Origin of the sequence: Acinetobacter suaedae, assembly GCF_008630915.1 — a bacterium.
GTDB classification, from domain to species: Bacteria; Pseudomonadota; Gammaproteobacteria; order Pseudomonadales; family Moraxellaceae; genus Acinetobacter; species Acinetobacter suaedae.
The window spans coordinates 3,010,981-3,036,132 of record NZ_CP043909.1 but is presented as its reverse complement, the minus strand read 5'-3'; the positions used below and the strand labels follow the sequence as shown (position 1 = coordinate 3,036,132).

Sequence of the window (25,152 nt, the reverse complement as noted above, 5' to 3'; positions counted from 1 at the left end):
CGCTCCTTAACCGTAGAATTTTGTGTTATTAGCAGCCATGTCACGCAACATCTGTGGCGCTTCATAAGCCTTACCTAAGTGTGCATATTTGTCGCAAAGCGCAACGTATTCAGCAACACCTGTTTGGTCGATATAACGGCATGGACCACCACGGAATGGAGGGAAACCTACACCCATGATCATCGCCATATCTGCTTCAGAAGCAGTTGCAACGATGTTGTCTTCTAAGCAACGAACTGTTTCGTTACAGAAAGCAAGCATCATACGGTCAATGATTTCTTGTGGATCAAATTCGCGTTTTTCGCTAGTCACGAAAGGCGCAATGATTTCGTAAGCTGTTGGATCAACAGTTTTCGCTTTTTTACCTTTCTTGTCTAACACATATTTGTAGAAACCAACATCGTTCTTTTGACCAAGACGTTTTGCTTCGTACATCGCTTGGATAGAACCTTTGTAATCTGGCTTCATACGGTCAGGGAAACCTTCAGCCATCACTTCTGCGCCATGTACACCTGTATCGATACCAACAACGTCGATCAAGTATGCAGGACCCATTGGCCAGCCAAATTTCGCCATCACATTATCAACTTGCTGGAAGTCAGCACCGTCTTTAACGAGTAAGTCGAATGCACCGAAGTAAGGGAACAATACGCGGTTTACCAAGAAACCTGGGCAGTCGTTTACCACGATTGGTGTTTTACCCATTTTCTGAGCAAGAACAACAGTTGTCGCGATTGCTTCATCAGAAGTTTTCTCACCACGAATCACTTCAACCAGTGGCATCATATGTACTGGGTTGAAGAAGTGCATACCAACGAAATTTTCAGGGCGTTGTAATGCTTTTGCTAAACGCGTAATCGAGATCGTAGATGTATTCGATGCGATGATCGTGTTTTCACGAACATTCTTTTCAGTGTCTGCAAGTACGATTTCTTTTACTTTAGGATTTTCAGTTACCGCTTCGATCACGATATCTACTTCTTTAAACTCATCGTAGCTTAAAGTAGGACGGATACGAGCAAGAGTTTCACCCATTTGCGCAGGTTTCATTTTCTTGCGTTCAACTTGCTTTGTTAGCAAGCCATTCGCTTCTTTCATACCTAATGCAAGTTGTGGGTTACCAATATCTTTCATGATGATTGGAGTGCCTTTGCTTGCCGCTTGGTAAGCAATACCACCACCCATAATACCAGCACCTAATACAGCTGCTTGGTTTACAGGATGAGCACCTTTTTCATATTTTTTCGCAGTTTTCTTCACAACTTGATCGTTGATGAATAAACCGATAAGTGCGCCAGCTTGTGGTGTGATCGCCGCTTTAGCGAAACCTTGAGCTTCTGCTTTTAATGCGTCATCACGAGTTGAGCTTGCACCTGCTTGTAATGAATCAAGCAATAATTTAGGAGCAGGGTATTGTGCAGGGTTTGCTTTAGCAAGGACCGCACCTTTCGCTGTATTGAACGCCATCATTTGTTCAAGCGGGTTCAATTTAATTGCGTCTAATTTTTCTTGACGCTTTGCTTTCCAGTTTAAACGACCAGCAATGGCTTGTTTAACTAAATCAACAGCAGCTTCTTGAAGCTTGTCAGCAGCAACAACTGCATCTACAGCACCATCTTTAAGTGCAGCAGCTGGCTTCTTCGGATTCGCCATTGCCATCCATTCAACGGCATTGTCGATACCGATCAAACGGCTTAAACGAACGCTACCACCAAAACCAGGATAGATACCGAGTTTGATTTCTGGTAAGCCAACTTGTGCTTGCTCAGACATGACACGATAGTCACATACTAAGCACATTTCAAAACCACCACCAAGCGCCATGCCATTGATAGCAGCAACTTTAGGGATGTCTAAATCTTCAAAGCTATTGAAGATCTCATGTACAGGCATAAGCCAGTCAACAATTGCTTGTTCACCAGCAGCGAAGTTTTCGCCAAATTCAGTAATATCTGCACCAACGATAAATGTTGATTTTCCAGAAGTAACAACTAAGCCTTTAATATCGTTATTGGCTTTAACCGCAGCAATTGCTGCTTGGAAGTCTTCAATGGTCGCACGGTTAAATTTATTAACCGACTCACCTTGTAAGTCAAAGCGGAATTCTGCAATTCCGTCCGCAAGCATTTGGACGGTAATGGCATTGCCAGCGTGGATCATGCCTGATCTCCTTGTTGTGGAGGATTCTAAGTTGATGTCATAAAGCTTATGCGCCTGTTAGGTCGCAAAAACGCTTCGGTAATCTTACGATAACTATATCTAAAAAGGGCATAACAAAGTTGTATCAAGCCGTGACGCAGTGGTCATCAAATTTTTATGTGGAAATATAAGTTATATTTGTAGATTCCAAATTTTAATTTTATGTTTTTGAAAAAATTATTAAAAATATAGAGATACGATATTTTTGCTATGTATTGTAGTCATGATGTGATGTGGCTTATTTACTTTAAAAACGGTGAGTTTTTTGGATCAAGATAAAGGTAATCTAAGTGATTAAGTATTTTTGAACTCGTAATAAAAAAACAAGAATTTTTTATGTGTTGTTGGACAGAAGGTATTGTCTATATTTTTATCTATAGGTAGTATTTGTGTTATAAAAATGTTTAAGAAAGTAGTCTTATGTTAAAAAATAAATTTGTTGTTTTGGCAATGCTTCCATTCATGCTAAGCGCGTGTGGAGGAGGTGGTGGTGATAGTTCAAGTAATAACAAATCAGGTGGAGATGGGACACAGGACCTCACTTCCAATGGTACACGTTATTATTTTATGGATCATGAAATTTCCATATATGAAGATGATGATATAAGTATTGAAGTAGGGGATTCTTTATCTTTTGGCGCATTCGAAATTTTTAATAAGCAAGTTAAGGACCCAGAATCAAATCAACCATTAAACTCATATTTATTAACTGAGAAAAAGCTTTATTTACCGACTGATATCGCAACTAAAGTGATGAATATTCATTCAATGACCGATTGGACATATAATGTCATTGGTGATGTCAAAGAAGATTGGAAACTTGAGCGTGTTGATCTCACAAACAAAAATATGTTCGATACTGTATTGCCTAATTACCGAACTTTGGGCTTTGATGAGTTTGCTTTGGGAAATGCTGAGATATTCTTAAATGTTCATGGGAATAAGGTATTTCCTGCTGGAAGCGCGTGCTATCGTTTGGTATCGAGAAAATCGAATCAAGATACGTTTGCTTTCAGTCAAAAAACGATGATTGAACAGAGTTTTGAGGATTTTAATCTAGAGAATGAATGGTATTTATTTGATCTGATTGAAAAAAACCCATTTGTTTTTACGTATAGAGCAGCTAATGGGGGATGGCAAGGCGTATCTTGGACAACCATTTACAATACAAGTTTAGGCTTTGCAGCTAATAATAGTGTGGCTGTTGAATATCAAGGTCAAACTTATGGAGCTGATTATACCAGTAGCATTGAATGGACTGCGAAGAAAGAAATTGGACATTGGGAAACTTATTTAAAAAATGTGAATGAACCAGAGCAGATCCGTAAAGCAAAATTGAAAATTGCTCAATTAAAATCAGGTTGTTATGTGTATAATGAAAAAGCAGCTGAAGCTCTCTACGCTTTATCGTCTTTAGATTGGCAGCCTTATAAAAACTAAAACATATTCAGTATATGGATATCTTAAAATTAATGTTTTGAGATATCCATGGTTGTTATATTAACTTGATCTGATTTTTTTTTTTGAATTTGCTAATATCACCTCACTTCTAAAGTTTAAAATTCTATTGCGATATTTTAATTAATATCCAAAAGTGAGTAACTATATGATTAAGTGGATCATATTAGCGATTTTTATCATTTCTGCGTTGTATATTCAGCGCCGTGGTAAAGTAAAGCATTCGTTTTATCGTCAGTTTTTTGACCATTCTACGATTCTCGCGCCAATCAATTTTTTAATGTACATGTTTTCCAAAGTGCCGAATCAGCCGTATATCGACACGCAGCATTTCAAGGACTTAAAAGTTCTTGATGAAAACTGGGAAATGATTCGTGATGAAGCAAAAGCATTGTATGACAAAGGCGGTATTAAAGCGTCCAGTACCTATGATGACTTGGGTTTTAACTCCTTCTTTAAAACAGGTTGGAAACGTTTCTACTTGAAATGGTATGATTCGGCGCATCCATCGGCAGCAGAACTTTGCCCGAAAACAACTGCATTATTAAAGACTTTACCAACCATCAAAGCCGCAATGTTTACTGAGCTTGCGCCTGATAGTCGTTTGGTACGACATCGTGATCCTTATGCGGGTTCGTTGCGTTATCATTTAGGTTTAATTACACCAAATGATGATCGTTGTTTTATTGATGTGGATGGTGAGCGTTACTCATGGCGAGATGGTGAAAGTGTAGTATTTGATGAAACTTATATTCACTACGCTGAAAATACCACAGACCAAAACCGTATTATCTTTTTCGCAGATGTTGAACGTCCGCTCAAAACACGTTTTATGGAAAAGTTTAATCATTGGTTTGGCAAAAAAGTCATGACTGCGGCAAGTTCTCCAAATGAAGCTGGAGATCAAACCGGTGGTTTAAATAAAGCTTTTGGTTATGTTTACCAAATTCGTATTAAAGCCAAAGCTTTGAAGAAGTCCAATCGTCAGTTGTACTACTTTTTGAAGTGGTTCATCATGTTGGGCTTGTTCTTCCTTATCTTTATTCGCCCCTATGTGTTTTAAGACGTAGTCGAATCATTCATCGCTAATTTTTTCATATTTAGCCCTGAGACCTTATCGGTTTTCAGGGCTTTTTTATTGTTTAAGTTACAGTTCATCGGGACTTGAAATTCATCGATACAAACGACATCATCAAAAGCATTACTGATCATGAAAGTCTGCCGTGAATCCAAACGCACATGAACACATTGAAAAAATACTTGCTCATATGACCCAATTGCCGGGCGTTTATAAAATGTTGGGCAAAGATGGAGAGTTGCTTTACGTCGGTAAAGCGAAGAATCTTAAAAATCGTGTATCGAGTTATTTTGTCAAAACCATTGAGCATCCAAAAACTCAAGCACTGGTTGCGCGTATATATGACATCGAAACTTTAGTGGTCCGCTCCGAAACCGAAGCACTATTACTCGAACAGAACCTGATTAAATTGCATCGCCCACCGTATAACATCATGCTGCGGGATGATAAGTCGTATGTATATATCTTTGTTTCAGCAGATAAACCTTATCCACGTATTGCGAGTGGACGGGGAAAAGGCAAACATCAAATCGGTAAATTTTTTGGGCCCTATCCAAGTGCTTATAGTGCTCGCGATACTTTATTAACACTACAAAAATTGTTTAATGTCCGTCAGTGTGAAAATAGCTATTTTTCCCAACGTAAGCGCCCTTGTTTGCAATATCAAATCAAGCGTTGTACTGCACCCTGTGTTGGTTTGATTAGCCCAGAAGACTATAAGGAAGATGTAAATAATTCGATTCGTTTTCTACAAGGCGATACCAAAGAGCTGAATCAGGAACTGATTGGCAAAATGGAACAAGCGGCTGAAGCCTTAGAGTTTGAGAAAGCAGTTTTTTACAGAGATCGTTTGTCCTTATTGCGCGAAGTTCAAGCCCAGCAAGCCGTTTTTAAAATTAAAGGTGAAGCCGATATTTTAGCGATCGCACACCAAGCGGGTGTTACGTGTGTTCAGATCATGTATGTGCGTAATGGTCAGATGTTGGGTGGAAAAAGCTATTTTCCAGATATGCTTGGGGATGACCTCGGTCAAATGTTGAGTGATTTTATCGCGAATTTTTACTTTCAAGTCGCGGATGAAATTCCAGTTGAGCTGATCGTAAATTTAGAGGTTCCTGATAAAAAGCAATTGGAAGAAGCCTTGCAACAGACCTTTAATAAAAAAATCCAGATCAAACATAAGGTGCGTGAAACACGGGCTGAATGGCAGGAACTTGCACAAATGAATGTGCAACATGCCATAAAAGGGAAACTCAGCAATCATCTCGAATTAAATGAGCGTTTTCATCAATTAGAGCAGGTGGTTGGTCGCCCAATTGATCGTATTGAATGTTTTGATATTAGCCATACCATGGGGGAGGCACCGATTGCTTCATGTGTGGTCTTTGATCAGGGTGGCGCAAGAAAACGCGATTATCGACAATTCGCAATTCAGGATATTACGGGCGGGGATGACTATGCGGCAATGCGGCAAGCCCTGATTCGACGGTATAAGAAGAATATGTTGCCTGATTTACTCCTGATTGATGGGGGCAAAGGGCAGCTACATATGGCAATGGAGGTCATGCAAGAGCTTGAGTTGGATGCTTTTATGATTGGTGTATCTAAAGGTGAGGGACGTAAGCCTGGGCTAGAAACCTTGCATTTTACCGATGGAACCAAGATTCAACTTGCTGAAGACCATAAGGCTTTGCATTTAATCCAACAAGTGCGGGATGAGGCGCATCGTTTTGCCATTACTCGACATCGTGCAAAGCGTGATAAACGCCGTAGTAGTTCAGTTTTAGAAGCCATTCCCGGATTGGGACCAAAACGCCGTCGAGATTTGTTAACCCATTTTGGCGGTATTCAAGGTGTGCTGAGTGCCTCTGAAAAAGAGCTGACCTTAGTCCCTGGTTTGGGTGAGGTTATGGCAAGGACCATTTATAAAATTTTGCATGAGTGATTTGACCAATTGACCAAATCTTTCAATGATTGATTGATCAATGACCATTCACAAATTGCTAAAAACATTCAAAGATAGAATGTATTGAAGATAAAAGGAAAAATGATGTCATTGCTTCCACTGTATCAACAAGTTAAGCAACAAGAAACGATTGATATTCCATCAGGATGGTTACAAGGTCGCACCGTATTTGGCGGACTCATTGCAGGACTGATGATCCAAAAAGCAATCGGAGTGGTCAACGATCCTGCAAAGCAGCTTCTCAGCTGTAATGTGACCTTCATTGGTCCCGTACAACATGGAGTTGCAAAGCTCACGGCTGAAATACTCCGTGAAGGTAAGTCTGTAACGAGCTTAGAGGTTCGTTTGTGGCAAGATGATGCGGTGCAAAGCATTTTGGTTGCGAGCTTTGGATCGCAACGTGAGTCCCGAATTCATGTCAATCATCTACCACATGAGCCAGATTATCCATTGCCAGAAACCTTGGATAAAACGTTGTATATCGAAGGTTTAATGCCAGAATGTATGCAGCAATTTGAATTATGTTGGGCTGAAGGTCATTATCCGATGGCAGGAAGTAAAGCGCCTGATTTTGGTGGTTGGAGTCGTTTTGCACCAAATCTACATGCTGATCGGGAAATGCAGCTTGCAGATTTATTTGCATTGATGGATGTGTGGCCGCCAGGCGTGTTACCCATGTTTAAGACACCTGCACCAGCCAGTTCATTAACTTGGCAAATTACATATGTGCATCCGATTGCTCATCATATTCATGATTGGTTTAAATATAAGGTAACAACAGAGTATGCTGAACATGGTTATTCTACTGAATATGCCTATGTTTGGGACCGTGATCATCGGCTGATTGCGATCTTAAGGCAGACGGTTGCTGTGTTTGCCTAATCGACATTAGGCGGTATTTCGTATAAAGTTGCTTACAGATAGATACAATCTCGGTACATCCTTTGCGCAATATGCAAATTTGATGCGAACAACATGGCGGTGTTTATGAGTACAGGGCGAATCCTGAACATTCCAAATATTCTAACTTTGGCGCGTATTGCTCTCATACCTGTTTTTTTGGTGATCGCATATTGGCCACCAGCGATTGGTGCTGAACATCACGGGGGCATGCTGCGTCATATTGTCCTGACAGCCATCTTTGTGCTTGCTGCACTGACGGATTGGTTTGATGGCTATTTGGCACGAACTTTAAACCAAACGTCTGCTTTTGGGCGTTTCTTAGATCCTGTTGCAGATAAGTTAATGGTTGCGGCGGCTCTGATTGTACTTGTGCAATGGCAACCTACGATTTCGATGGCATTCGCAGCGATCGTGATTATTTCTCGTGAGATTACAGTTTCTGCTTTACGTGAGTGGATGGCAGAGCTTGGGGCGCGAACCAGTGTTGCGGTTTCCACTGTTGGTAAATATAAAACAGCATTTCAGATGATTGCGATTAGCGTATTTTTATTGAATTGGCAACCATTGGAAATGTGGGCTTATGCATTGTTATATGCGGCAGTGATCTTGACGTTATGGTCAATGTTTATTTATCTGAAAGCTGCATGGCCATATTTAAAACAACCTTAAAACTAAGGATTGAGTAGACAATTCTAGATAATTAAAGCATTCACTTTTAGAGGATATAAGATGGTGAATGCTAAAAATGATAAGTTAGGAATATAGTTAAATGTCATCTTTATTATATTTATCAAATCAAGAACTGTATCAATTACAAGATCAGAAAACACAAACAATAGATTGCCATGCTGTAAGTCAATATAAGAAAAATGTGCAAGAAATTAAGCAGCGTAAACAATGGAAAACGATGGGAGCAGGTGCTCAATTTATGGGGGCAGTAACCCATGATGACCCATATGAATTGGCACATGTTTTTCCTGTAGATGCTGTATTGACCGAAGATCAACAAATGATTTATGCCGCTAGACTACAAGATGGTTGTGCGATTTATATCAAATCATTGTTGGATCTGCAGCAACCAGAAACTCTTGTTCTTAGAAACAATGAGTTTATTGCTCATCATTTTGATTATGATGCTCAGAAGAAACGACTCATTATATCTGCAAGCCAGGGTCATGGTCTTGAACGACATCTTTGTATTCTAGGATTAGATTCTAGTCGTATTCAATATGTTACAGAGGGTGAGTGTCAAGATGAGCATGCATGCTTTGATCCTCAGAATTCTGATATTGTTTATTATGATAGTTGTGGATTTGCGAGTGATCATCAAGGAAATGTCACGATTGGACCTAAAGAGATTTGTCGCTTAAATCTAAAAACTGGTGAGCTTGAAACAATCATAAGTGATCCCCGTTATGATTATTATAAGCCAAGGGTGAATAAGTCTGGTCAGCTTTATTTCTTAAAACGTCCTTATAAAAGTCAGTATCAACGTAGTAATCCAATCAAAGATATTGTATTGGCCCCATTTAGAATTATTCGTGCAGTGATCAGTTGGTTAGATTTTTTTACTCAGCGTTATACAGGAGAATCTCTAAAGTCAACTTCAGGTACTAATCCTGCCAAAGCGAGACGGAAATCGGAAGAAGAATTATTTGTTGAAGGTAATTTGATTAAAGTAGAGAAAGCATTAAAGCAAAATCAAAGTGCTGGTGAAAAATTTGCAGGCGTTATTCCTCGTAACTGGGAGTTGATCCAATATTCGACTAGTGGCGAGCAGAAAGTTCTAAAACGCGGTGTATTGGGGTATGCCTTGGATAAGCAAGGAGTGGTTTATTATTCAAATGGTAAATATCTGTTGGCTGTCATGTCTGATCATACTGAACAGATGTTGGTGGAAGCAAAATTAATTCATAAAATTATTTGTTAATCTAAATTTATTGTTGTTCGACTTTTTGATGTATAGACGTTTGGGGATATCAAGAAAATCTAAGCAAGAAAAAAGCCCATGACAGGATGAGCTTAGTTCTCTGAGGAAACATGCTCTTTGGGAGAGTATGCTGAAGAACAATAATCATAATATGAGAATTCTTTTGGTTTTTCAATCTTAGGAAATGTAAAAATTTTTTAAATTCTCACCAATAATTTCATGGGTTTTCAGAAAGTAAGGCAAACTTATGTTCAATCTGTGTCGCATTACTTTGCAAAATCTCAATTAATTTTTGAATATTTAAAAAATCAAAACGATTTTTGGAAGCAACTAAAGTAAGTGCAATGGGAGCTTCCTTGCTGGAAAAGCGAATAGGTACTGATAGCCCGCAAACAAGTGGGTCAATTTCACCCTGTGATAAATAAAACCCTTGTTTCTTAATTTTTCGCATGTGTTGAGCAAATTCATCTAAATTCTGTGCAAAACCCACTTGAGCAAGTTCTTGATTGAACTGTTGGTAATAGGCTTGGATACGTTGTTTGCTTAAATGCGCAATCACAATTTTGGGAGATGCGCCAATATAAACAGGTCGAGGACAACCCCGCCCAAAAGAGAGAAGCTCCGCATCTTTAAAGGTTTCATGATGTAAATCAATACAATAATCATGATTTAAATAAGTGAGTAAACAACATAGCTCAGTTTTATCAACAATATCGCGCATAAATGGAATACTGATCTGAACCAATGGGTCGGTGCTATGCGAAATATAATCTAAAACAGCGATTTTGGAGCCTAAAGTATAATCTCCTGAAGTTCCGCTAATGCGTTTAAGCATATCGGCAGAAACCAATTCTTTAAGATAACGGTAGGCAGTCGGCTTGGACAATCCAAGTTCATCACAAATGATATCGACATTGATGATTGGGCGTGTAACCGAAAATAAATCCAGCACAGTGAGAATCTTACCAAAACTCGAACTTGCCATGATGATGTGCCTACTCCTTAAAAAGAACGTGAAAATCAAACTTTTATTGTTTTATAACAGAAAAGCGTTGAGTCTGATATGGGCCTTAGAATTTGTTGGGCTCACCTGAATAAATCTAAAGCTGTCTGAGAAAGTTTAGTGAATTCAATAAAAATACGGTTATTAATCACATTAAATTATCAAATTATGATAATTATGTTGACTAATTTATCATTTTTTGGAAAAATTATCCATGCAATGTCTTCATTGGATAATTATTGTGCTAAGCAGTGATTTCCATAACGCTGTCCACATTGTGCCTCATTTCAAATTAATCAGCTTAGTGTTCATCGGCTGTTTTGGGTTAATCCTAAAATAGGCTGGATGTGTTGTCTCTTGATTTATATAGACCGCAATATGATGAGCAAAAACTGACCTAGCATTGAGATATATACATGTTACTTAAACAGTTGTTGGCTTTTAGACCAAGCCGACTAGACATCATTTTTGCCTGCAAAACCTTTGTGGCAGGTATGTTGGCACTGTTTGTTTCATTTGAACTGGATTTGATTAATCCGATGTGGTCGATTGGAACCGTTTTGATTATTGCTAATCCATACTCAGGAATGGTGTCATCAAAATGTGTTTATCGACTGGTGGGTACTGTTGTCGGAGCAATTATTGCTTTGATGTTAACCCCTCATTTTATTAATACACCGTGGTTATTCACGATTATTTTGTCACTTTGGGTTGGCTTTGCTTTGTACGTTTCTTTATTGGATCGTACACCTCGTAGCTATGTCTTTATGTTGGCAGGGTATTCAACTGCGATGATTGTATATAACGCCATTACTTATATTGATAGCTACAATATTTTTGATATTGCTTTAGCGCGAGTATTAGAGATTTCGATCGGTGTCATTGCAACTGCTGTTGTCTCTGCAACGTTCTTTCCAGTACATGTTGGGGCGATGATTAAACAAAGAGTAAACAAGGCATTGCATGATCTAGAAAGCACATTTGAGAATTTGGTGACCGTTCAGGAGACGCCTCAAGATTATACTCAGATTTTATCAGTGATTACCCGAGATGCCTCAGATATTCATGCGCTTGCTGTGCATTTAAATTATGAAAAAGGTGAGCTTAAAGGGATGACGAAACCGTTGCAGGAAATGTTGCATCAGGTTTCCCTCGTGGTGGCCAATCTAGTAGCGCTTTCTCAACGTGTGAAACAGCTTGAACAGATGCAAATGGCTGAGCTTGCACCACATCTAGATCGAATTAGACAGCGTACTTTACTATTTTTAAAGCAAGAAAAAGCATTGCTCCCATTGGATTTACAAACGTTGCCGACAGGGTTTGAACAAGATTTTTCCGAATTAATTGCAATGGCAACATCCGAGCAGCAAGTTGTTTTGGGTGCTCTAAAAATGGATATCCGCCATTTTATTGCCAATATTTTGGCTGTGAAACTCATTTGGCAACACATTCAGCAAGGGAAAAAAGATATTCCAGCGGAAATTACCGCTATTAGTACCACCTATCCGAGTTTACATCGTGACCATGGTATTGCAGTTCGTGGTGGGATCAGTGCTGTATTAATTACTTTTATCGTCACTGGTGCGTGGATTATTTCAGGTTGGAAAGCTGGGTTTATGATGGCGCAGATGGGGGCAGTAACGGCATGTATTCTGACTGCCTTGGATAATCCAGTGCCTGTGTTGCGAATTTTTATTTGGGGCAGCTTGTTTTCAGCAGTCTTGGTCTTTTTGTATGCATTTGGAATTTTTCCACATGTGACACATTTTTGGCAATTGGCTTTGGTTCTTTTTCCTGTGTTTTTGGTTGCTGTGAGTATGATGGCAAATCAAATGTTGATGCCCGTTGGAATGGTGCTCGGTATCAACACAATGATGGGTTTGAATCTACATAATCAATACACCATGGATGCTGTGTCTTATTTAGACAGCTCCTTTGCGATGGTATTGGGTGTTTTGGTTTCATTGATTGTCATCGATCTGGTGAGAGCTGTTTCTCCAGATACCAGTGCAACACGTATTTTGGCTTTACATTATCAAGCCATGCGTCAAGCAATTCATATGGCTTACGGAAGTGACTTCAAGATCCACCTGCGCAGTATGCTAGATCGAGTGGGCGTATTGAATACCAAGATGGTACAAGATCTTGAGATAAAAACTTCGATTCAACATGCTTTGGTTGAGAGTAGTTCAATTGTTGATTTGGTTCGTTTGCAAGAAATTAGTCAGAAACTCCCTCAGTTTGAAACTTTGCAGAACCAAGTGAAGAGATTACAGCAACAATTGACTGATTATTTCAAAACCCAAGAAAAACGGTTGTCAGTGAATCACTTTCCAACAGAAATTGTTCAGCAAATAGAGCAATTGCAATTCATTTCCTCCGAAATTGAGGACGAGCAATTACGTCAACGTATGCGGATTTCATTGAACAATATTCGTGTCAGCATTGGACATATGCCTGCTGAAGAGATGTTCTCAACAATAAATGCTGTAGGTGTATCGCATGGGTGAAATAAATCTATATGGAATTTATATTCCGATTTTGTTGGTACAAGCCAGTATTGCCTATTTGTTATTTAAGTTCTCTAGTCCGCTCACAGATCGTTTAATTGCAAAAGGTTGGATTGTATTACCTAGCATTTTTAATCTGTGTTTTTACTTGGGATTATTGTTATTCGTACATGGATTGTTTGTTTGGTTGTGGGTTTAGTGGCTTTCACAAGTGCTCATTTTTGAAAATTGAATCAGTTAAGAATATGTACGAAAGGTGATGAACATGAATGCATTTGATGTGCGAAAAGTTATACGTCCCGTGGTTTTACTTCTCGCGATTTTGATCGCTGTCTATACGGTTGTGCATTTATGGAATTATTACAATGCATCGCCATGGACACGTGATGGACGTGTCCGTGGTGATGTGATTCAGGTCGCTTCGGATGTGAATGGTTTGGTTACTGAGGTTTTAGTTCAAGATAACCAAACGGTGAAGAAGGGGCAGGTGCTTTTCACCATCGATGTGGCACGCCAAGCTTTGGATGTTGAGCAAGCAAAATCTGATTTGGCCAAAGCCAATGCAGGATTGGCACAAGCGCAGGCGAATCTAGCTGGTGCAAAGGCAAGCTTGGTCAAAACTGAGGCCAATATGAAATTGGCTGAAAAGAATGCGGCACGTTATGCGAGTTTGATGGATGGTGCTATCTCAAAGCAAGAGCAAGATCAAGTTTTTGCCGCGCGTGATCAGGCACTTGCAGAACGTGAGCAATTGACTGCAACGATCGAGCAGGCGAATGCTGCGATTCAACAACAACATGCGTTGATTGAAGTTGCTCAGAGTAATTTACATTTAGCACAATTGAATTTGCAGCGCTCAGAAGTGGTTGCACCTGCGGATGGGACTTTGTCTAACTTTGACTTGAAAGTTGGTAATTACGTGAAGGTTGGGCAGCCTGTTGCGGCACTGTTGGATCGTCACCAGCTGTACGTGGTCGGATATTTTGAAGAAACCAAACTTAATCGGATTCATGTTGGAGACCAAGCGACTGTACAGTTAATGGGGGATAAACAGAAGATCCAAGGGCATGTACAGGGGATCGCTACAGGGATTGAAGATCGCGAACGTTCAGGAAGCTCTAATTTATTAGCAAACGTAAATCCAACTTTTAGTTGGGTGCGTTTAGCGCAACGTGTGCCTGTGAAAATTGTTTTGGATGAGCAACCGCATAATCCATTGGCTTTTGTCTCAGGACGTACTGCGACGGTCAGAATTATTGAGAAATAAGCTAAGGTGTAATTCCAACAGGATTGCGATACCAACTTTGAATAAGCAGTGCAGCGGCAAAGCTGTCTGCTGATAAACGTTTTGCTTGTCCTTTGCTTTGATAAAACTCGAGTTCTTCTCGCGCTTCTCGTGTGGTTAGACGCTCATCCACCATCCAAGTGCTAATATTGGTTTGATGGCGTAGGCGTCTTGCAAACTTTCGAGCTCGGGCTGACAGTTCAGACTCACTGTCATCCATATTTAGGGGTAAGCCAACAATAAATAGATTGGGCTGCCATTCTTTGACGATTTTTAACAGTTGATTCCAGTCGGGAATACCATCTTTCATGCTGAACAGTGGGAGTGGATTGGCACTTTCAATACTTGATTGGCCAATTGCCATTCCCATTTTTTGTGTTCCAAAATCAAAAGCCATAATAGATTGAGGGGGATTTAACTCAGGCATGACCAATCTCTGAGGCAAGCCAAGTACGATCTACGCCGATTTTTTTATATGCCGCATCCCAACGATCGCCATAGGGTAGATTGAAAATCAAATCCATATCAGAATCACAAATCAACCAGTCGCCACGTGCCATTTCTTCTTCAAGTTGATTTTTTGCCCAACTCGCATAACCTAGCGCGATCTGATAACGGCCAACACCTTCATTGTGTGCAATCGCATCTAAAATATCTTTGCTGGTGGTAATACATACATTTTCACCAACGGCAATCGATGAATGCCATGTCGGCTGTCCAGTATGTAATACAAAGCCAGCTTCTGGACGCAATGGTCCACCTTGCAAAACTGCATGGGGTTGTACATTATCCGCATCAATTTCTAAATCATTCAGTAGCTCTTTGATCTGTAATTCAGATGGGCGATTGATAATGATGCCTTGTGCACCGTCTTCATCATGGCGTGCAACATAGATGACCGTATTTGCAAAGAATTCATCAGCCATGTCTGGTGGGGCAATGAGACAACGATGCGTTAAATATTGTTTCGTCACCTAGGCGGTTCTCCATCAAAAGATTGAGTTAATCTATGTATATAGGTTCTTTTTATCAACATACAAGAGTTAATCGGATTTCGCCAATCATTTTCTGATAATTTGTTGCAAAGTTCAGGTTGATTGGAATTTAAGTTGGCGTAATTGCTTGGCGTGTTGCAGGGTTGTTTCGCTAATTTCTACTCCACCAGACATACGCGCGAGCTCTAAAATACGATGCTCTTCATCCAACTCAATGATGGTGCTACTCGCAGGATCTGTTTGTTGTTTTTTCACCAATAAATGCTGATCAGATTGTGCTGCCACTTGGGCTTGATGCGTAATACAAAGTAATTGGACGTGTTGAGCCAAATCAGCCAATAACCGGCCAACAACTTCAGCTGTTCCACCACTAATCCCCACATCGATTTCATCAAAAACTAACACCTCGGCTTCGGTTTTCTCTGCATTCATCACTTGCATGACTAAGGCGATACGGGATAATTCTCCACCCGATGCAACGCGTGCCAGTGGTTGCGGTGGAATCCCTTTATTCGCAGTAAAGAGCAGTTGAATTGTGCTCAGTCCCTCGGCATTGGCTTGTTCCATCGGTTCAAATTTGAACTCAAAATGTGCTTCTGGTAGCGCAAGAGGTTTCACTTGTTCAGTCAGTTGTTTAGCTAAAGGAATGGCAGCTTCACGACGAATTTGATCTAGATGTTCGGCTTTTTGTATAAATGCTTGATGAGATAATTCAACCTGTTCTGCCAAAGTTTCAGGATCTTCAAGTTGATGTAGTTGTTCTAGTTCTTGTTGCCACGTTTCATATTCTTGTTTTAATAATTCAGGTTGGGTGCGGTATTTTCGTGCTAAACGATGAAAGACTTCTAAAGTGGTATTTAGTTGTTCCATACGTTCAGGATCAAAACTTTGGCGGTCAATAAACTGACGTAGACTTGCAGTCGCATCGTCAATTTCACTTTGAGCATTTAATAATGAATTATAAATATTAGAAAGATGCTCACTACGTCCAGCATGAGATTCTAAACGGCGGATAATCGATGCAATTTCTTGGGTAATATTTTGCTCGGCTTCATCTAAGACATTTAAGCTATAGCCACAGTCTTGCATGATATGTTCGTGATGGCTTAGGCGATCAAACTCTTGTTCTGTTTCTCGATAATCCGTTTGAATGACTTCTTCGAGTTCTTCAATTTGTAATTCCAAACTTTGAATTTTTTGGATGCGTGTGGCTTGAGCATCTAAAGCTGCTTGATGTTGGCGAATATTATTTTGCCATGTTACATAGGCATCACGCACTGCTTGGGCAGGTTCTGCAAAGTTATTGTAGCGATCTAACCAATGTTTAGGATAGGGTGGTTCGAGCAACTGTTGTTGACTATGCTGACTATAAAGCTGAACCAGTAAACGTCCGATTTCTTTAAGTTCGGCTAAACTGCTAGGTCGACCATTGATCCACGCTTTACTGCGTCCAGTAGCAAAAATAACTCGTCTTAAATGAATTTCCCCAGTGTCATCTTCAAGTTCATGTTCAGTCAACCAATGAGCTTCAGCACTGTCTGGTTGATAACTGAACACGGCGGTGACATCTGCCTTGTCAGCACCATAGCGAACATAGTTGGTATCGGTGCGTTCACCCAAACATGCAGACAAAGCATCTAACAATAATGACTTGCCGGCACCTGTTTCACCTGTTAAGACATTGAAGCCTTGTTCAATGTCTAAAGCCAAATGGTCAGCTAGTGCAAAATTAATTAAAGTTAAATGGGTCAGCATGAATGCATCCAATGCATGAAATCTTTTGCTTAAAGATAGAGAAATTTTCCCGAGGCGACAAGAGTATCTTGTGTACCCTGAAGAAAAGATGTCTGAATTTATTCGAATTGATGATTAGTGGAATATTGTTGTAAATAAATAACTTGACTATTTGAAAACCATCTTCTGATTTTATTTATTGATTGAGGAGGTTGTGTGGTCCGTTTATTTTAGCTCAGCGCTGAGAAAATTGCGGAGAAAGCATGATAAAAATGGATTGATTCGTGGCGCTGGCACAATTAAACTACCCCCATCATAACCTAATATAAATGCTGCATTATTTGGAGAGTAGGCATGAGTTCAGTGCAGTTTGATCATGTTACGGTCATTAAAAAATCAAATGTGTATTTTGGCGGAGCATGTATCAGTCATACCGTACAGTTTGAAGATGGAACGAAAAAGACGTTAGGTGTGATTTTACCCACTGAACAACCTTTAACTTTCGAAACACATGTACCTGAACGTATGGAAATTATTTCAGGTGAGTGTCGCGTGAAAATTGCTGATAGCGCTGAAAGCGAATTATTTCGTGCGGGGCAGTCTTTCTATGTGCCTGGAAATAGCATGTTTCATATCGAAGCAGATGAAGTCCTTGATTATGTTTGCCATTTAGAAGGCTAACCTATTTGGACCTAAATCGAGTACACTATATCTAAAGAGAATCCTGTAAAGTTACTTTGCAGGATTTTTTATTTTTCTAAATTCCCCCTTAAGTTAAAAGAGGTTGTTCATGGCAAAACCTGAATATTATTATGGCGTTCATTCGGTTGAGACGTTGTTAGAGTTAGAGCCTGAACGTGTTTTGACCTTATTTACCTTAAAAGGGCGTGATGATCAGCGTTTACAAAAGATTTTGCAGTTGGCTGAGCCATTTGGTATCAGTGTGCAAAAGGCGAGTCGCGACAGTCTAGAAAAATTGGCAGGTCAGCCCTTCCATCAGGGCGTTGTTGCAGCCGTGCGTCCACATCCGACCTTGAACGAAAAAGATCTTGATCAACTGATGCAACATTCACCGAATGCTTTGCTATTAGCATTAGATCAGGTGACGGATCCACATAATTTAGGTGCTTGTATTCGTACGGCAGCTGCAATGGGAGCCCAGGCTGTGATTGTGCCTCGAGATCGTGCTGCCAGTTTGACACCGACGGCACGCAAAGTTGCTGCAGGTGGTGCTGAGAAAGTTAAATTTATCCAAGTGACTAATTTAGCGCGCACTTTGGCACATTTGAAAGACTCCACACATACACGTGTGATTGGTACGATGTTGGATGAAAAGGCTATGCCAATTCACCAATGTGACTTTACTGGGCCTGTGGTGATTGTTATGGGGGCTGAAGACACAGGTTTAAGACCAATTACACAGTCGCAATGTGATCAAACGGTTTATATACCAATGTCAGGTGACTTGCAGAGCTTAAATGTGAGTGTTGCGACAGGAATGGCACTCTATGAGGCGTGTCGTCAGCGTAATCAATAAACATGATTGATTACTTCGCCGTTGTTTCAGTGAACTTAATATGACTTCGCGTACCCAAGGCTATATATTTATCTTGATCACGATGTGTATTTGGGGCGGGTTTACTATTTTTTCTCGTCTCAATGCGCATTGGCATATAAATGCTTGGGATTTGGTTGCCATGCGCTTTGCGATTGCATCGATGATCTTAATGCCAATCTTAATTTATAAAAAAGATTTGGCTTTTTTATGGCAACCTCGTGCCGTGATTTTGGCATTGATTGGTGGGTTGGCGTATTGTTTTACGGTCTATATTGCTTTTTTACATGCACCAGCAGCACATGCTGCCATTTTTCTTAATGGTTGTATCCCTCTGTGTACCGCCGTGGCGGCCTATCTCATCTTTAAGCAACCTTTTGATAAACATACTTGGGTGAGTTTAGTCATCATGTTGAGTGCATTAGCGCTGATGAGTTATTTGATGTTGCATGAACAAACCACTGTATTTGGGGTGGGGGATGTACTTTTGTTCATGAGTGCAGTCTGGTGGGGTATTTTTACCGTACTTCTCAAACAATGGAAAATGTCGGCGTGGCATTCTACGGCGAGTGTAGTGATTTGGTCGGCATTGATTTATCTACCAATTTATTGGTTATTTATTCCGAAGCATTTCCACGAGGCAGAACCCTTACATTTAGTTATACAAGGACTGTTCCATGGCGTATTAGTCGTCATTATTGCAACCTTAACCTATGTTGCTGCAATTGAACGTTTAGGCGCATTTAAAACTGGAAGTATTGTCACTTTAGCGCCATTTATTGCCGCCGTGATTGCAGTTCCGTTGTTAAATGAGCCTTTAAGTATTGCTGTTGCGTGTGGCTTAGTCGGGATGGCAATTGGTGCATTACAGCCTTGGAGATGGCGGAGACAAGATAGCTTAAGCCGGCAACTTTCCCAGCAAAATAAAAATTAGCTGTGTTTTTCAGCACGTTGCAAATAAGTAAGATGCAAGGGTCTCAGTTGTTCATGTAAATGTTCTAATAAACCATCATTCAGCACAATATCATTTGCTAGTTGCTGTTTTTGATTTCTTGGCATTTGTGCTGCGATAATTTTTCTAATTTGTTCTTGGTTTTGTCCATCTCGCTGGCTAGCACGTTGCAATTGCGTTTGTTCATCTGCATCAACCAATAGCGTATGATGAACCAACTCATGTTGATTTGTTTCAAATAAGAGCGGTGAAACCAAAATGACATAAGGGCTTTCAGCATGCTGTAGTTGTTGGATAATAGACTGACGAATCGCTGGATGGGTAATCTGCTCTAAAGTTTGACGGGCTTCAGGAGATTTGAAAATATGCTCTCTAAGCGCACGTCGATTGAGATGACCATCTTCAAGTAAGACCCAGTCACCGAAAGCTTGATGGATGTCTTGCAACGCCTTTTGACCTGGCTCGACGACTTCTCTCGCTACAACATCTGCATCAACGACTGTAATACCTTGGGACTCAAACCATTGAGTCGCAGCTGATTTACCGCTGCCAATACCACCTGTAATCCCCAAGATAAATTGCATGTTAGCCACCTAAATAAACTTTCATAATTTGATCACCCCATAAAAATGCGATCCAGCCTGCAATTGCAATATAGGGGCCAAAAGCAAAGGGCTGATTTTCACCCCGCATTTTCAATAAGATGATACCAATAATTGCACCAACAACAGAAGAAAGTAAAACAATTAAAGGTAAGAGCATTGGACCCATCCAAGCCCCTAATGCGGCCAGTAATTTAAAATCGCCATAGCCCATACCTTCTTTGCCAGTAAAGATTTTAAAAAGATAATAAACAATCCAAAGGCAAAGGAAACCAATCACATAACCCCAAATTGCTGCGTCAGCCGTGGTGTAGATTGCAAAACTATTAATGACTAAACCGAGTGCTGCCAGTGGCAGTGTAAAGCGGTCTGGAAGCAGTTGTGTATCAAAATCAATAAAAGTAAGGGTAATTAACACCCAAGTCAGAACTAAACCGAATAGCATTTGTAGAGTAGGCCCAAAAACAGCAACGACCACTAGAGAGCATCCCATGGTCAATAACTCGATCAATGGGTAACGAATACTAATCGGATTTTGACAGGCACCGCATTTACCACGGAGTACTAACCAACTGATCACTGGGATATTTTGATACCAGCAGATAGGGGTGTGGCACTTTGGGCAAGTTGATGCGGGTTGACTTAAAGTCAGCTTTTCTTCTTCAATGATAGGTTGTTTTGGATGGAGTAGCATTTGGCATTCTTGTTGCCATTCCTGTTCCATCATTCTTGGCGTTCGGAAAATAACAACATTCAGAAAGCTACCAATACATAAACTAAAAAGCCCAACAGCAAGATAAAGTGCTACTGGGTTTTCGATAAAATAAGTCAAGAATTGTTGCATTAGACCACAGAACCCATTTGGAAGATTGGAAGATACATTGCGATAACCAAACCACCCACAAGTACCCCTAGAATCGCCATAATTAAAGGCTCCATCATAGCCGTTAAGCCATCAACGGCATTATCAACTTCACTTTCATAATGGGTTGCCACTTTATCGAGCATACTATCTAAGGCTCCTGATTCTTCGCCAATAGCAACCATTTGAATTGCCATTGATGGGAAGCGGTTGGAAACGCGCATAGCAAACTGTAATTGTTGTCCTGTTGCAACATCTTCACGGATTTTCATCACAGCCTCTTCATAAACAACATTGTTGGTTGCGCCAGCTGTTGACTCGAGTGCATCAATTAAAGGTACACCTGCTGCAAACGTTGTTGCAAGCGTACGACTATAACGTGCAATAATTGCTTTATAAACTAAATCACCAAAAATCGGCAGCTTCAATGCAAGTTTATCAAGAGTATCTCGGAATTTTTTACTGCGTTTTTTTGCTTCAAGAAAACAGGCAATAATCGCACCGATAACAATAATTAAGATAAACCAATACTCTTGCATCCAAACTGACATATTCACCACCATTTTGGTGAAAGCAGGTAAATCCGCACCAAATGAGCTAAACAAATCTTGGAAAACAGGAACCACTTTCACCATCAAAATAATCGTAACGATTACTGCAACCACGATGACTGTCGCTGGATATTTCATGGCTTTTTTGATTTTTTGTTTGAGTATCTCACTTTTCTCTTTATAGATTGCGACACGATCAAGCATGGTTTCTAGTGCACCCGATTGCTCACCAGACTCGACTAAAGAGCAGAATAAATTATCAAAGTATTGTGGATATTTTCTTAATGCACCTGCAAAGGTGTTCCCCCCTTCAACTTCACCCTTGAGTCCCAATACAACTTCGCGCATGGATGGATTTTCTAATCCTTCAGCAACAATCTCAAAGCCTTGAACCAACGGAACACCAGCTTTCATCATGGTTGCCAATTGGCGTGTAAACACCGTTATATCAAGGGTAGTAACCTTCTTTTTCATTAAACCTTCAAGAATATTTTTCCGTTTTTCACGGATATTCTTGATAGTGACCCCTTGTTTACGTAGTGTGACTTTGGCTAAAGCCATATTACGTGCTGGTAATTCCCCTTTAATTCTTGCCCCTTTGCGGTCGACCCCTTCGTAAGCAAAAGTAGGCATCATTTGCGCTTTTTTAGCTGCCATGACTGATAATCCTTTTTATTAATTTTATTCACTTGTGACGCGGTTAATTTCTTGCAATGAGGTGATGCCTTGCATGACCTTTTTTAAACCTGATCGTCTTAAATTATTAAATCCTGCTTTTTCTGATGCTGCTGCGATTTGTAAAGCATTGCCATCCTCCATAATAATCTTAGAGATCTCAGGCGTGACTTTCATCACTTCATAAATACCCACACGGCCTTTATAACCTTCACGACACTCTGAACATCCTACAGGTTGGAATATCTGTAATTCAGGATTTGCTAAATCCTGTTCAGTAAAGCCGAGTTCTAACAGACTTTGTTTGGGAATTTCTATTGGGGTTTTACAGTGTGAGCATAAACGACGGGCTAAGCGTTGTGCAATCACAAGATTGACTGACGTTGCAATATTGAATGAGGGAACGCCCATATTACGTAAACGCGTGAGTGTTTCAGGTGCACTGTTGGTATGCAATGTGGACATTACCATGTGACCCGTTTGAGCTGCTTTGATCGCAATCTCGGCCGTTTCTAAGTCACGAATCTCACCGACCATGATAATGTCTGGATCTTGACGTAAGAATGCTTTCAGCGCGGCAGAGAAGGTGAGGCCTGTCTTAGTATTGACGTTAACCTGATTGATGCCTTCTAAGTTAATCTCCACTGGATCTTCAGCAGTAGAAATATTGGTGTCTTCGGTATTCAGAATGTTGAGACCAGTATATAACGATACTGTTTTACCTGAACCTGTTGGACCTGTGATTAAGAGCATGCCTTGAGGTTTTTCAAGTGCTTCAAGGAAGAGAGCCTTTTGCTCATCTTCGTAACCGAGTGCCTCAATTCCCAGCATGGCGCTGGAAGGATCAAGAATACGTAAAACAAGTTTCTCACCAAAAAGTGTTGGGAGAGAGTTAACACGAAAATCAATTGCTTTAGTTTTAGAAAGTTTTAACTTAATACGACCATCTTGTGGCATTCGTTTTTCAGAGATGTCCATTTGAGACATTACTTTTAAGCGTGAAGCAAGGCGTGTCGCAAGCTGTAAAGGCGGATTGGCGATTTGACGTAATACACCATCGACGCGATAACGAACCCGATACATTTTTTCATAGGGTTCGAAATGTAAATCAGAAGCACCCATGCGAATCGCGTCAATGAGCAGCTTATTGATATATTTTACAATTGGAGCCTCTTCGCCTTGAGGTGTGTCATCCTCATCTTTTTGAGACTCAGGGGTGACATCAAGGTCAATATCAAAATCTTCATTTTCACCGAAGTCAAAACTATCAGTATCTCCAAACTGTTGCTCAATCAGTTTTTCAAGTTTACTGTGCTCTACAATAACAGGCTCGATATTGAGCTTGGTGTTAAATCGAATGGCATCCAGTGCATCAATGTTGGTGGGATTACTTGTTGCAACATAAAGTATTTGCCCTCGTTGAATGAGAGGGGCAACACGATGCTTTTGAATTAATTTGCTATCTGCAAGTTCACGTGGCAGTAGTGCCGTATCAAACACAGATAAATCAAAAATAGGCTCACCAAACTCGACCGCAATTGATTCAGCAATTGTGAGCTGTGAGAGGCGATGATGTTCAATTAAATAGGCAACAATATCTTGTTGTGTTTTTTTTGCCGTATCGATTGCAGTTTGCATTGTCGATGCAGACATAAGACCATCTTCGACTAACCGTCGAATAAACCCCGAAAATTTTGGAGACGTATGTAATCCTGACATCTGTCCGCCTTATATCAAAATGTTTATAATATGTATCCTAAAAATTATACGTTTGTTATGCAAAAATACTACTACAGAAAGTGTCGTTTTTGACTTGATTCATGGATAAAACTTTGAACTAATCGAGTTTTTTGTCAATTAATTTTCGTTATATTGTTGAATGGTTCAGAACAAGATCAAAAGGGTCAAACTTAAAAGGAAGTATTTAATTTTGAATCCGGTGTTATAAATCAGGCCGATGAATTGTATGACTGTTTGGGTATACAGAAAAGGAATTTCGGTCTGATTTGGATTTAAACAATATAAAAAAACTGAATTTTATAAAAATCCGTGTAAAATATGCAGCATTTTTGAGAAATTAACATTAAGGTAGGCGAAGTATGTCGAATTCGACTATTACCCCATGGGTTGTCGGTAATTGGAAAATGAATCCAATGCATGCGAATGCTGTCCAATTAATACAAGAATTTAAGCAGTTATTACAACAGGAAGACATTGATGTTGCAAAATGTCACATTGGTGTTGCACCTATTTCAATTGCATTAACTCAGATTCAAACTCAGTTAAAAGATGCTTCTAGATCGATTTATACAGTAGCACAAGACGTTTCACGTGTTGCTGGAACAGGCGCTTATACAGGGGAAGTGAGTGCTGAACTTTTAAAGGATAGTGCGATTGAATTTGTGTTAGTTGGTCACTCCGAGCGTCGTGAATTGTTCGGTGATGATGTTGCAATTTTAAAAGCAAAGTTACAAAACGCCTTGAATGCGGGTTTAACCGTGATTTATTGTGTGGGTGAAAGTTTAGAGCAGCGTGAGCAAGGGCTTGCTGAGCAAGTTGTGTTACAACAAATCTGTGATATCGCGCCTGTTGTACAATCAGAACAGTGGAAAAATGTTGTGATTGCTTATGAGCCGATTTGGGCGATTGGTACAGGTAAGACTGCTTCACCAGCAGATGCGCAGGCCATGCATGCTAAAATTCGTGAAGGTTTGAAGCAAATCACATCGTCAGGCGCAAATATTGCAATCCTATATGGTGGTAGTGTAAAAGCTGAAAATGCGGTTGAGCTTGCTGCCTGCCCTGATATTGATGGTGCCTTGGTCGGTGGTGCGTCTTTGAATGCACAGTCTTTTTACCAAATTGCAAAAGCATTTGCACAAAGCAAATAACGA

22 protein-coding genes are annotated in these 25,152 nt (G+C 40.1%); 13 read left to right on the top strand and 9 right to left on the bottom strand.

The genetic code is table 11. From position 1 onward, the window contains the following. Positions 1-6 precede the first annotated feature (6 nt). Positions 7-2,160 carry a fatty acid oxidation complex subunit alpha FadB gene (gene fadB / locus F2A31_RS14120; protein ID WP_150027082.1) on the bottom strand — a complete coding sequence of 718 codons (2,154 nt, stop codon included), beginning with the start codon at positions 2,158-2,160 and terminating at the stop codon, positions 7-9. A 459-nt stretch (positions 2,161-2,619) separates the two neighbouring features. Here fadB and F2A31_RS14115 point away from each other — a divergent pair, with 459 nt between their 5' ends. From F2A31_RS14115 to F2A31_RS14090, 6 genes are all read left to right on the top strand, one after another. Beyond that, complete coding sequence (locus F2A31_RS14115; protein WP_005083880.1) at positions 2,620-3,639, top strand: hypothetical protein; 1,020 nt, start codon at positions 2,620-2,622, stop codon at positions 3,637-3,639. A gap of 166 nt (positions 3,640-3,805) precedes the next feature. Then, positions 3,806-4,720, top strand: a complete 915-nt coding sequence (gene lpxO / locus F2A31_RS14110) for a lipid A hydroxylase LpxO (protein WP_004637663.1) — start codon at positions 3,806-3,808, stop codon at positions 4,718-4,720. A gap of 160 nt (positions 4,721-4,880) precedes the next feature. Continuing rightward, on the top strand, positions 4,881-6,680 hold the full coding sequence (gene uvrC, locus F2A31_RS14105; protein WP_150027080.1) for an excinuclease ABC subunit UvrC: 1,800 nt from the start codon (positions 4,881-4,883) through the stop codon (positions 6,678-6,680). 105 nt (positions 6,681-6,785) lie between these two features. After that, the gene (locus tag F2A31_RS14100; protein ID WP_150027078.1) at positions 6,786-7,583 is read left to right on the top strand and encodes an acyl-CoA thioesterase; all 798 of its coding nucleotides are present in this window, start codon (positions 6,786-6,788) and stop codon (positions 7,581-7,583) included. Positions 7,584-7,688: 105 nt separating this feature from the next. Then, the gene (pgsA, locus tag F2A31_RS14095; RefSeq protein WP_150027076.1) at positions 7,689-8,273 is read left to right on the top strand and encodes a CDP-diacylglycerol--glycerol-3-phosphate 3-phosphatidyltransferase; all 585 of its coding nucleotides are present in this window, start codon (positions 7,689-7,691) and stop codon (positions 8,271-8,273) included. Positions 8,274-8,373: 100 nt separating this feature from the next. Continuing rightward, positions 8,374-9,534, top strand: a complete 1,161-nt coding sequence (locus F2A31_RS14090; RefSeq protein ID WP_150027074.1) for a hypothetical protein — start codon at positions 8,374-8,376, stop codon at positions 9,532-9,534. A gap of 217 nt (positions 9,535-9,751) precedes the next feature. On the opposite strand, the gene F2A31_RS14085 is transcribed toward F2A31_RS14090, so the two are convergent. Next, positions 9,752-10,519: an IclR family transcriptional regulator gene (locus tag F2A31_RS14085; RefSeq protein WP_150027072.1), complete on the bottom strand. Its 768-nt coding sequence runs from the start codon at positions 10,517-10,519 to the stop codon at positions 9,752-9,754. A 434-nt stretch (positions 10,520-10,953) separates the two neighbouring features. Between F2A31_RS14085 and F2A31_RS14080 the strand changes: the two genes are divergently transcribed. From F2A31_RS14080 to F2A31_RS14070, 3 genes are all read left to right on the top strand, one after another. Beyond that, positions 10,954-13,047, top strand: coding sequence for an FUSC family protein (locus F2A31_RS14080; RefSeq protein WP_150027070.1), 2,094 nt, complete (start codon positions 10,954-10,956; stop codon positions 13,045-13,047). After that, positions 13,040-13,246 carry a DUF1656 domain-containing protein gene (locus F2A31_RS14075; RefSeq protein ID WP_150027068.1) on the top strand — a complete coding sequence of 69 codons (207 nt, stop codon included), beginning with the start codon at positions 13,040-13,042 and terminating at the stop codon, positions 13,244-13,246. The genes F2A31_RS14080 and F2A31_RS14075 overlap by 8 nt, the downstream gene beginning before the upstream one ends. Positions 13,247-13,312: 66 nt before the next feature. Continuing rightward, complete coding sequence (locus F2A31_RS14070; RefSeq protein WP_150027066.1) at positions 13,313-14,314, top strand: HlyD family secretion protein; 1,002 nt, start codon at positions 13,313-13,315, stop codon at positions 14,312-14,314. A 1-nt stretch (position 14,315) separates the two neighbouring features. Here the strand turns inward: F2A31_RS14070 and ruvX are convergent, their stop codons facing one another. From ruvX to recN, 3 genes are all read right to left on the bottom strand, one after another. Beyond that, positions 14,316-14,759 (bottom strand): Holliday junction resolvase RuvX, encoded by a 444-nt coding sequence (gene ruvX / locus F2A31_RS14065; protein WP_017395821.1) that lies wholly within the window; start codon positions 14,757-14,759, stop codon positions 14,316-14,318. Next, positions 14,752-15,306 (bottom strand): YqgE/AlgH family protein, encoded by a 555-nt coding sequence (locus tag F2A31_RS14060; RefSeq protein WP_004637675.1) that lies wholly within the window; start codon positions 15,304-15,306, stop codon positions 14,752-14,754. The genes ruvX and F2A31_RS14060 overlap by 8 nt, the downstream gene beginning before the upstream one ends. 114 nt (positions 15,307-15,420) lie before the next feature. Then, a complete protein-coding gene (gene recN / locus F2A31_RS14055) occupies positions 15,421-17,082 on the bottom strand; it encodes a DNA repair protein RecN (RefSeq protein WP_150027064.1) in 1,662 nt (553 codons plus the stop codon). 333 nt (positions 17,083-17,415) lie between these two features. On the opposite strand from recN, the gene ppnP reads away from it, so the two are divergent. From ppnP to F2A31_RS14035, 3 genes are all read left to right on the top strand, one after another. Then, complete coding sequence (gene ppnP / locus F2A31_RS14050) at positions 17,416-17,742, top strand: pyrimidine/purine nucleoside phosphorylase (RefSeq protein WP_004637677.1); 327 nt, start codon at positions 17,416-17,418, stop codon at positions 17,740-17,742. Between the two features lie 109 nt (positions 17,743-17,851). Next, on the top strand, positions 17,852-18,598 hold the full coding sequence (gene rlmB, locus F2A31_RS14045) for a 23S rRNA (guanosine(2251)-2'-O)-methyltransferase RlmB (protein WP_115736169.1): 747 nt from the start codon (positions 17,852-17,854) through the stop codon (positions 18,596-18,598). Between the two features lie 40 nt (positions 18,599-18,638). Beyond that, positions 18,639-19,550, top strand: coding sequence for a DMT family transporter (locus F2A31_RS14035; RefSeq protein WP_150027062.1), 912 nt, complete (start codon positions 18,639-18,641; stop codon positions 19,548-19,550). On the opposite strand, the gene coaE is transcribed toward F2A31_RS14035, so the two are convergent. From coaE to pilB, 4 genes are read right to left on the bottom strand one after another with little or no spacing between them, the layout of a single operon-like run. Next, on the bottom strand, positions 19,547-20,152 hold the full coding sequence (gene coaE / locus F2A31_RS14030) for a dephospho-CoA kinase (protein ID WP_005088002.1): 606 nt from the start codon (positions 20,150-20,152) through the stop codon (positions 19,547-19,549). The two genes, F2A31_RS14035 and coaE, sit on opposite strands and share 4 nt — an antisense overlap. A gap of 1 nt (position 20,153) precedes the next feature. Beyond that, positions 20,154-21,014 carry a prepilin peptidase gene (locus F2A31_RS14025; RefSeq protein WP_150027060.1) on the bottom strand — a complete coding sequence of 287 codons (861 nt, stop codon included), beginning with the start codon at positions 21,012-21,014 and terminating at the stop codon, positions 20,154-20,156. Then, positions 21,014-22,240: a type II secretion system F family protein gene (locus tag F2A31_RS14020; protein ID WP_150027058.1), complete on the bottom strand. Its 1,227-nt coding sequence runs from the start codon at positions 22,238-22,240 to the stop codon at positions 21,014-21,016. The genes F2A31_RS14025 and F2A31_RS14020 overlap by 1 nt, the downstream gene beginning before the upstream one ends. A 24-nt stretch (positions 22,241-22,264) precedes the next feature. Further along, positions 22,265-23,977 (bottom strand): type IV-A pilus assembly ATPase PilB, encoded by a 1,713-nt coding sequence (gene pilB, locus F2A31_RS14015; protein ID WP_150027055.1) that lies wholly within the window; start codon positions 23,975-23,977, stop codon positions 22,265-22,267. A 380-nt stretch (positions 23,978-24,357) separates the two neighbouring features. Between pilB and tpiA the strand changes: the two genes are divergently transcribed. Beyond that, the gene (tpiA, locus tag F2A31_RS14010) at positions 24,358-25,149 is read left to right on the top strand and encodes a triose-phosphate isomerase (RefSeq protein ID WP_150027053.1); all 792 of its coding nucleotides are present in this window, start codon (positions 24,358-24,360) and stop codon (positions 25,147-25,149) included. The last annotated feature ends 3 nt before the right edge of the window (positions 25,150-25,152 follow it).

Excerpts from the sequence above, each read along its gene's own strand:
- fadB (WP_150027082.1), bottom strand. The coding sequence starts at position 2,160 with ATGATCCACGCTGGCAATGCCATTACCGTCCAAATGCTTGCGGACGGA.
- F2A31_RS14115 (WP_005083880.1), top strand. The coding sequence starts at position 2,620 with ATGTTAAAAAATAAATTTGTTGTTTTGGCAATGCTTCCATTCATGCTA.
- lpxO (WP_004637663.1), top strand. The coding sequence starts at position 3,806 with ATGATTAAGTGGATCATATTAGCGATTTTTATCATTTCTGCGTTGTAT.
- F2A31_RS14100 (WP_150027078.1), top strand. The coding sequence starts at position 6,786 with ATGTCATTGCTTCCACTGTATCAACAAGTTAAGCAACAAGAAACGATT.
- pgsA (WP_150027076.1), top strand. The coding sequence starts at position 7,689 with ATGAGTACAGGGCGAATCCTGAACATTCCAAATATTCTAACTTTGGCG.
- F2A31_RS14090 (WP_150027074.1), top strand. The coding sequence starts at position 8,374 with ATGTCATCTTTATTATATTTATCAAATCAAGAACTGTATCAATTACAA.
- F2A31_RS14085 (WP_150027072.1), bottom strand. The coding sequence starts at position 10,519 with ATGGCAAGTTCGAGTTTTGGTAAGATTCTCACTGTGCTGGATTTATTT.
- F2A31_RS14080 (WP_150027070.1), top strand. The coding sequence starts at position 10,954 with ATGTTACTTAAACAGTTGTTGGCTTTTAGACCAAGCCGACTAGACATC.
- F2A31_RS14075 (WP_150027068.1), top strand. The coding sequence starts at position 13,040 with ATGGGTGAAATAAATCTATATGGAATTTATATTCCGATTTTGTTGGTA.
- F2A31_RS14070 (WP_150027066.1), top strand. The coding sequence starts at position 13,313 with ATGAATGCATTTGATGTGCGAAAAGTTATACGTCCCGTGGTTTTACTT.
- ruvX (WP_017395821.1), bottom strand. The coding sequence starts at position 14,759 with ATGCCTGAGTTAAATCCCCCTCAATCTATTATGGCTTTTGATTTTGGA.
- recN (WP_150027064.1), bottom strand. The coding sequence starts at position 17,082 with ATGCTGACCCATTTAACTTTAATTAATTTTGCACTAGCTGACCATTTG.
- ppnP (WP_004637677.1), top strand. The coding sequence starts at position 17,416 with ATGAGTTCAGTGCAGTTTGATCATGTTACGGTCATTAAAAAATCAAAT.
- rlmB (WP_115736169.1), top strand. The coding sequence starts at position 17,852 with ATGGCAAAACCTGAATATTATTATGGCGTTCATTCGGTTGAGACGTTG.
- F2A31_RS14035 (WP_150027062.1), top strand. The coding sequence starts at position 18,639 with ATGACTTCGCGTACCCAAGGCTATATATTTATCTTGATCACGATGTGT.
- coaE (WP_005088002.1), bottom strand. The coding sequence starts at position 20,152 with ATGCAATTTATCTTGGGGATTACAGGTGGTATTGGCAGCGGTAAATCA.
- F2A31_RS14025 (WP_150027060.1), bottom strand. The coding sequence starts at position 21,014 with ATGCAACAATTCTTGACTTATTTTATCGAAAACCCAGTAGCACTTTAT.
- F2A31_RS14020 (WP_150027058.1), bottom strand. The coding sequence starts at position 22,240 with ATGGCAGCTAAAAAAGCGCAAATGATGCCTACTTTTGCTTACGAAGGG.
- pilB (WP_150027055.1), bottom strand. The coding sequence starts at position 23,977 with ATGTCAGGATTACATACGTCTCCAAAATTTTCGGGGTTTATTCGACGG.
- tpiA (WP_150027053.1), top strand. The coding sequence starts at position 24,358 with ATGTCGAATTCGACTATTACCCCATGGGTTGTCGGTAATTGGAAAATG.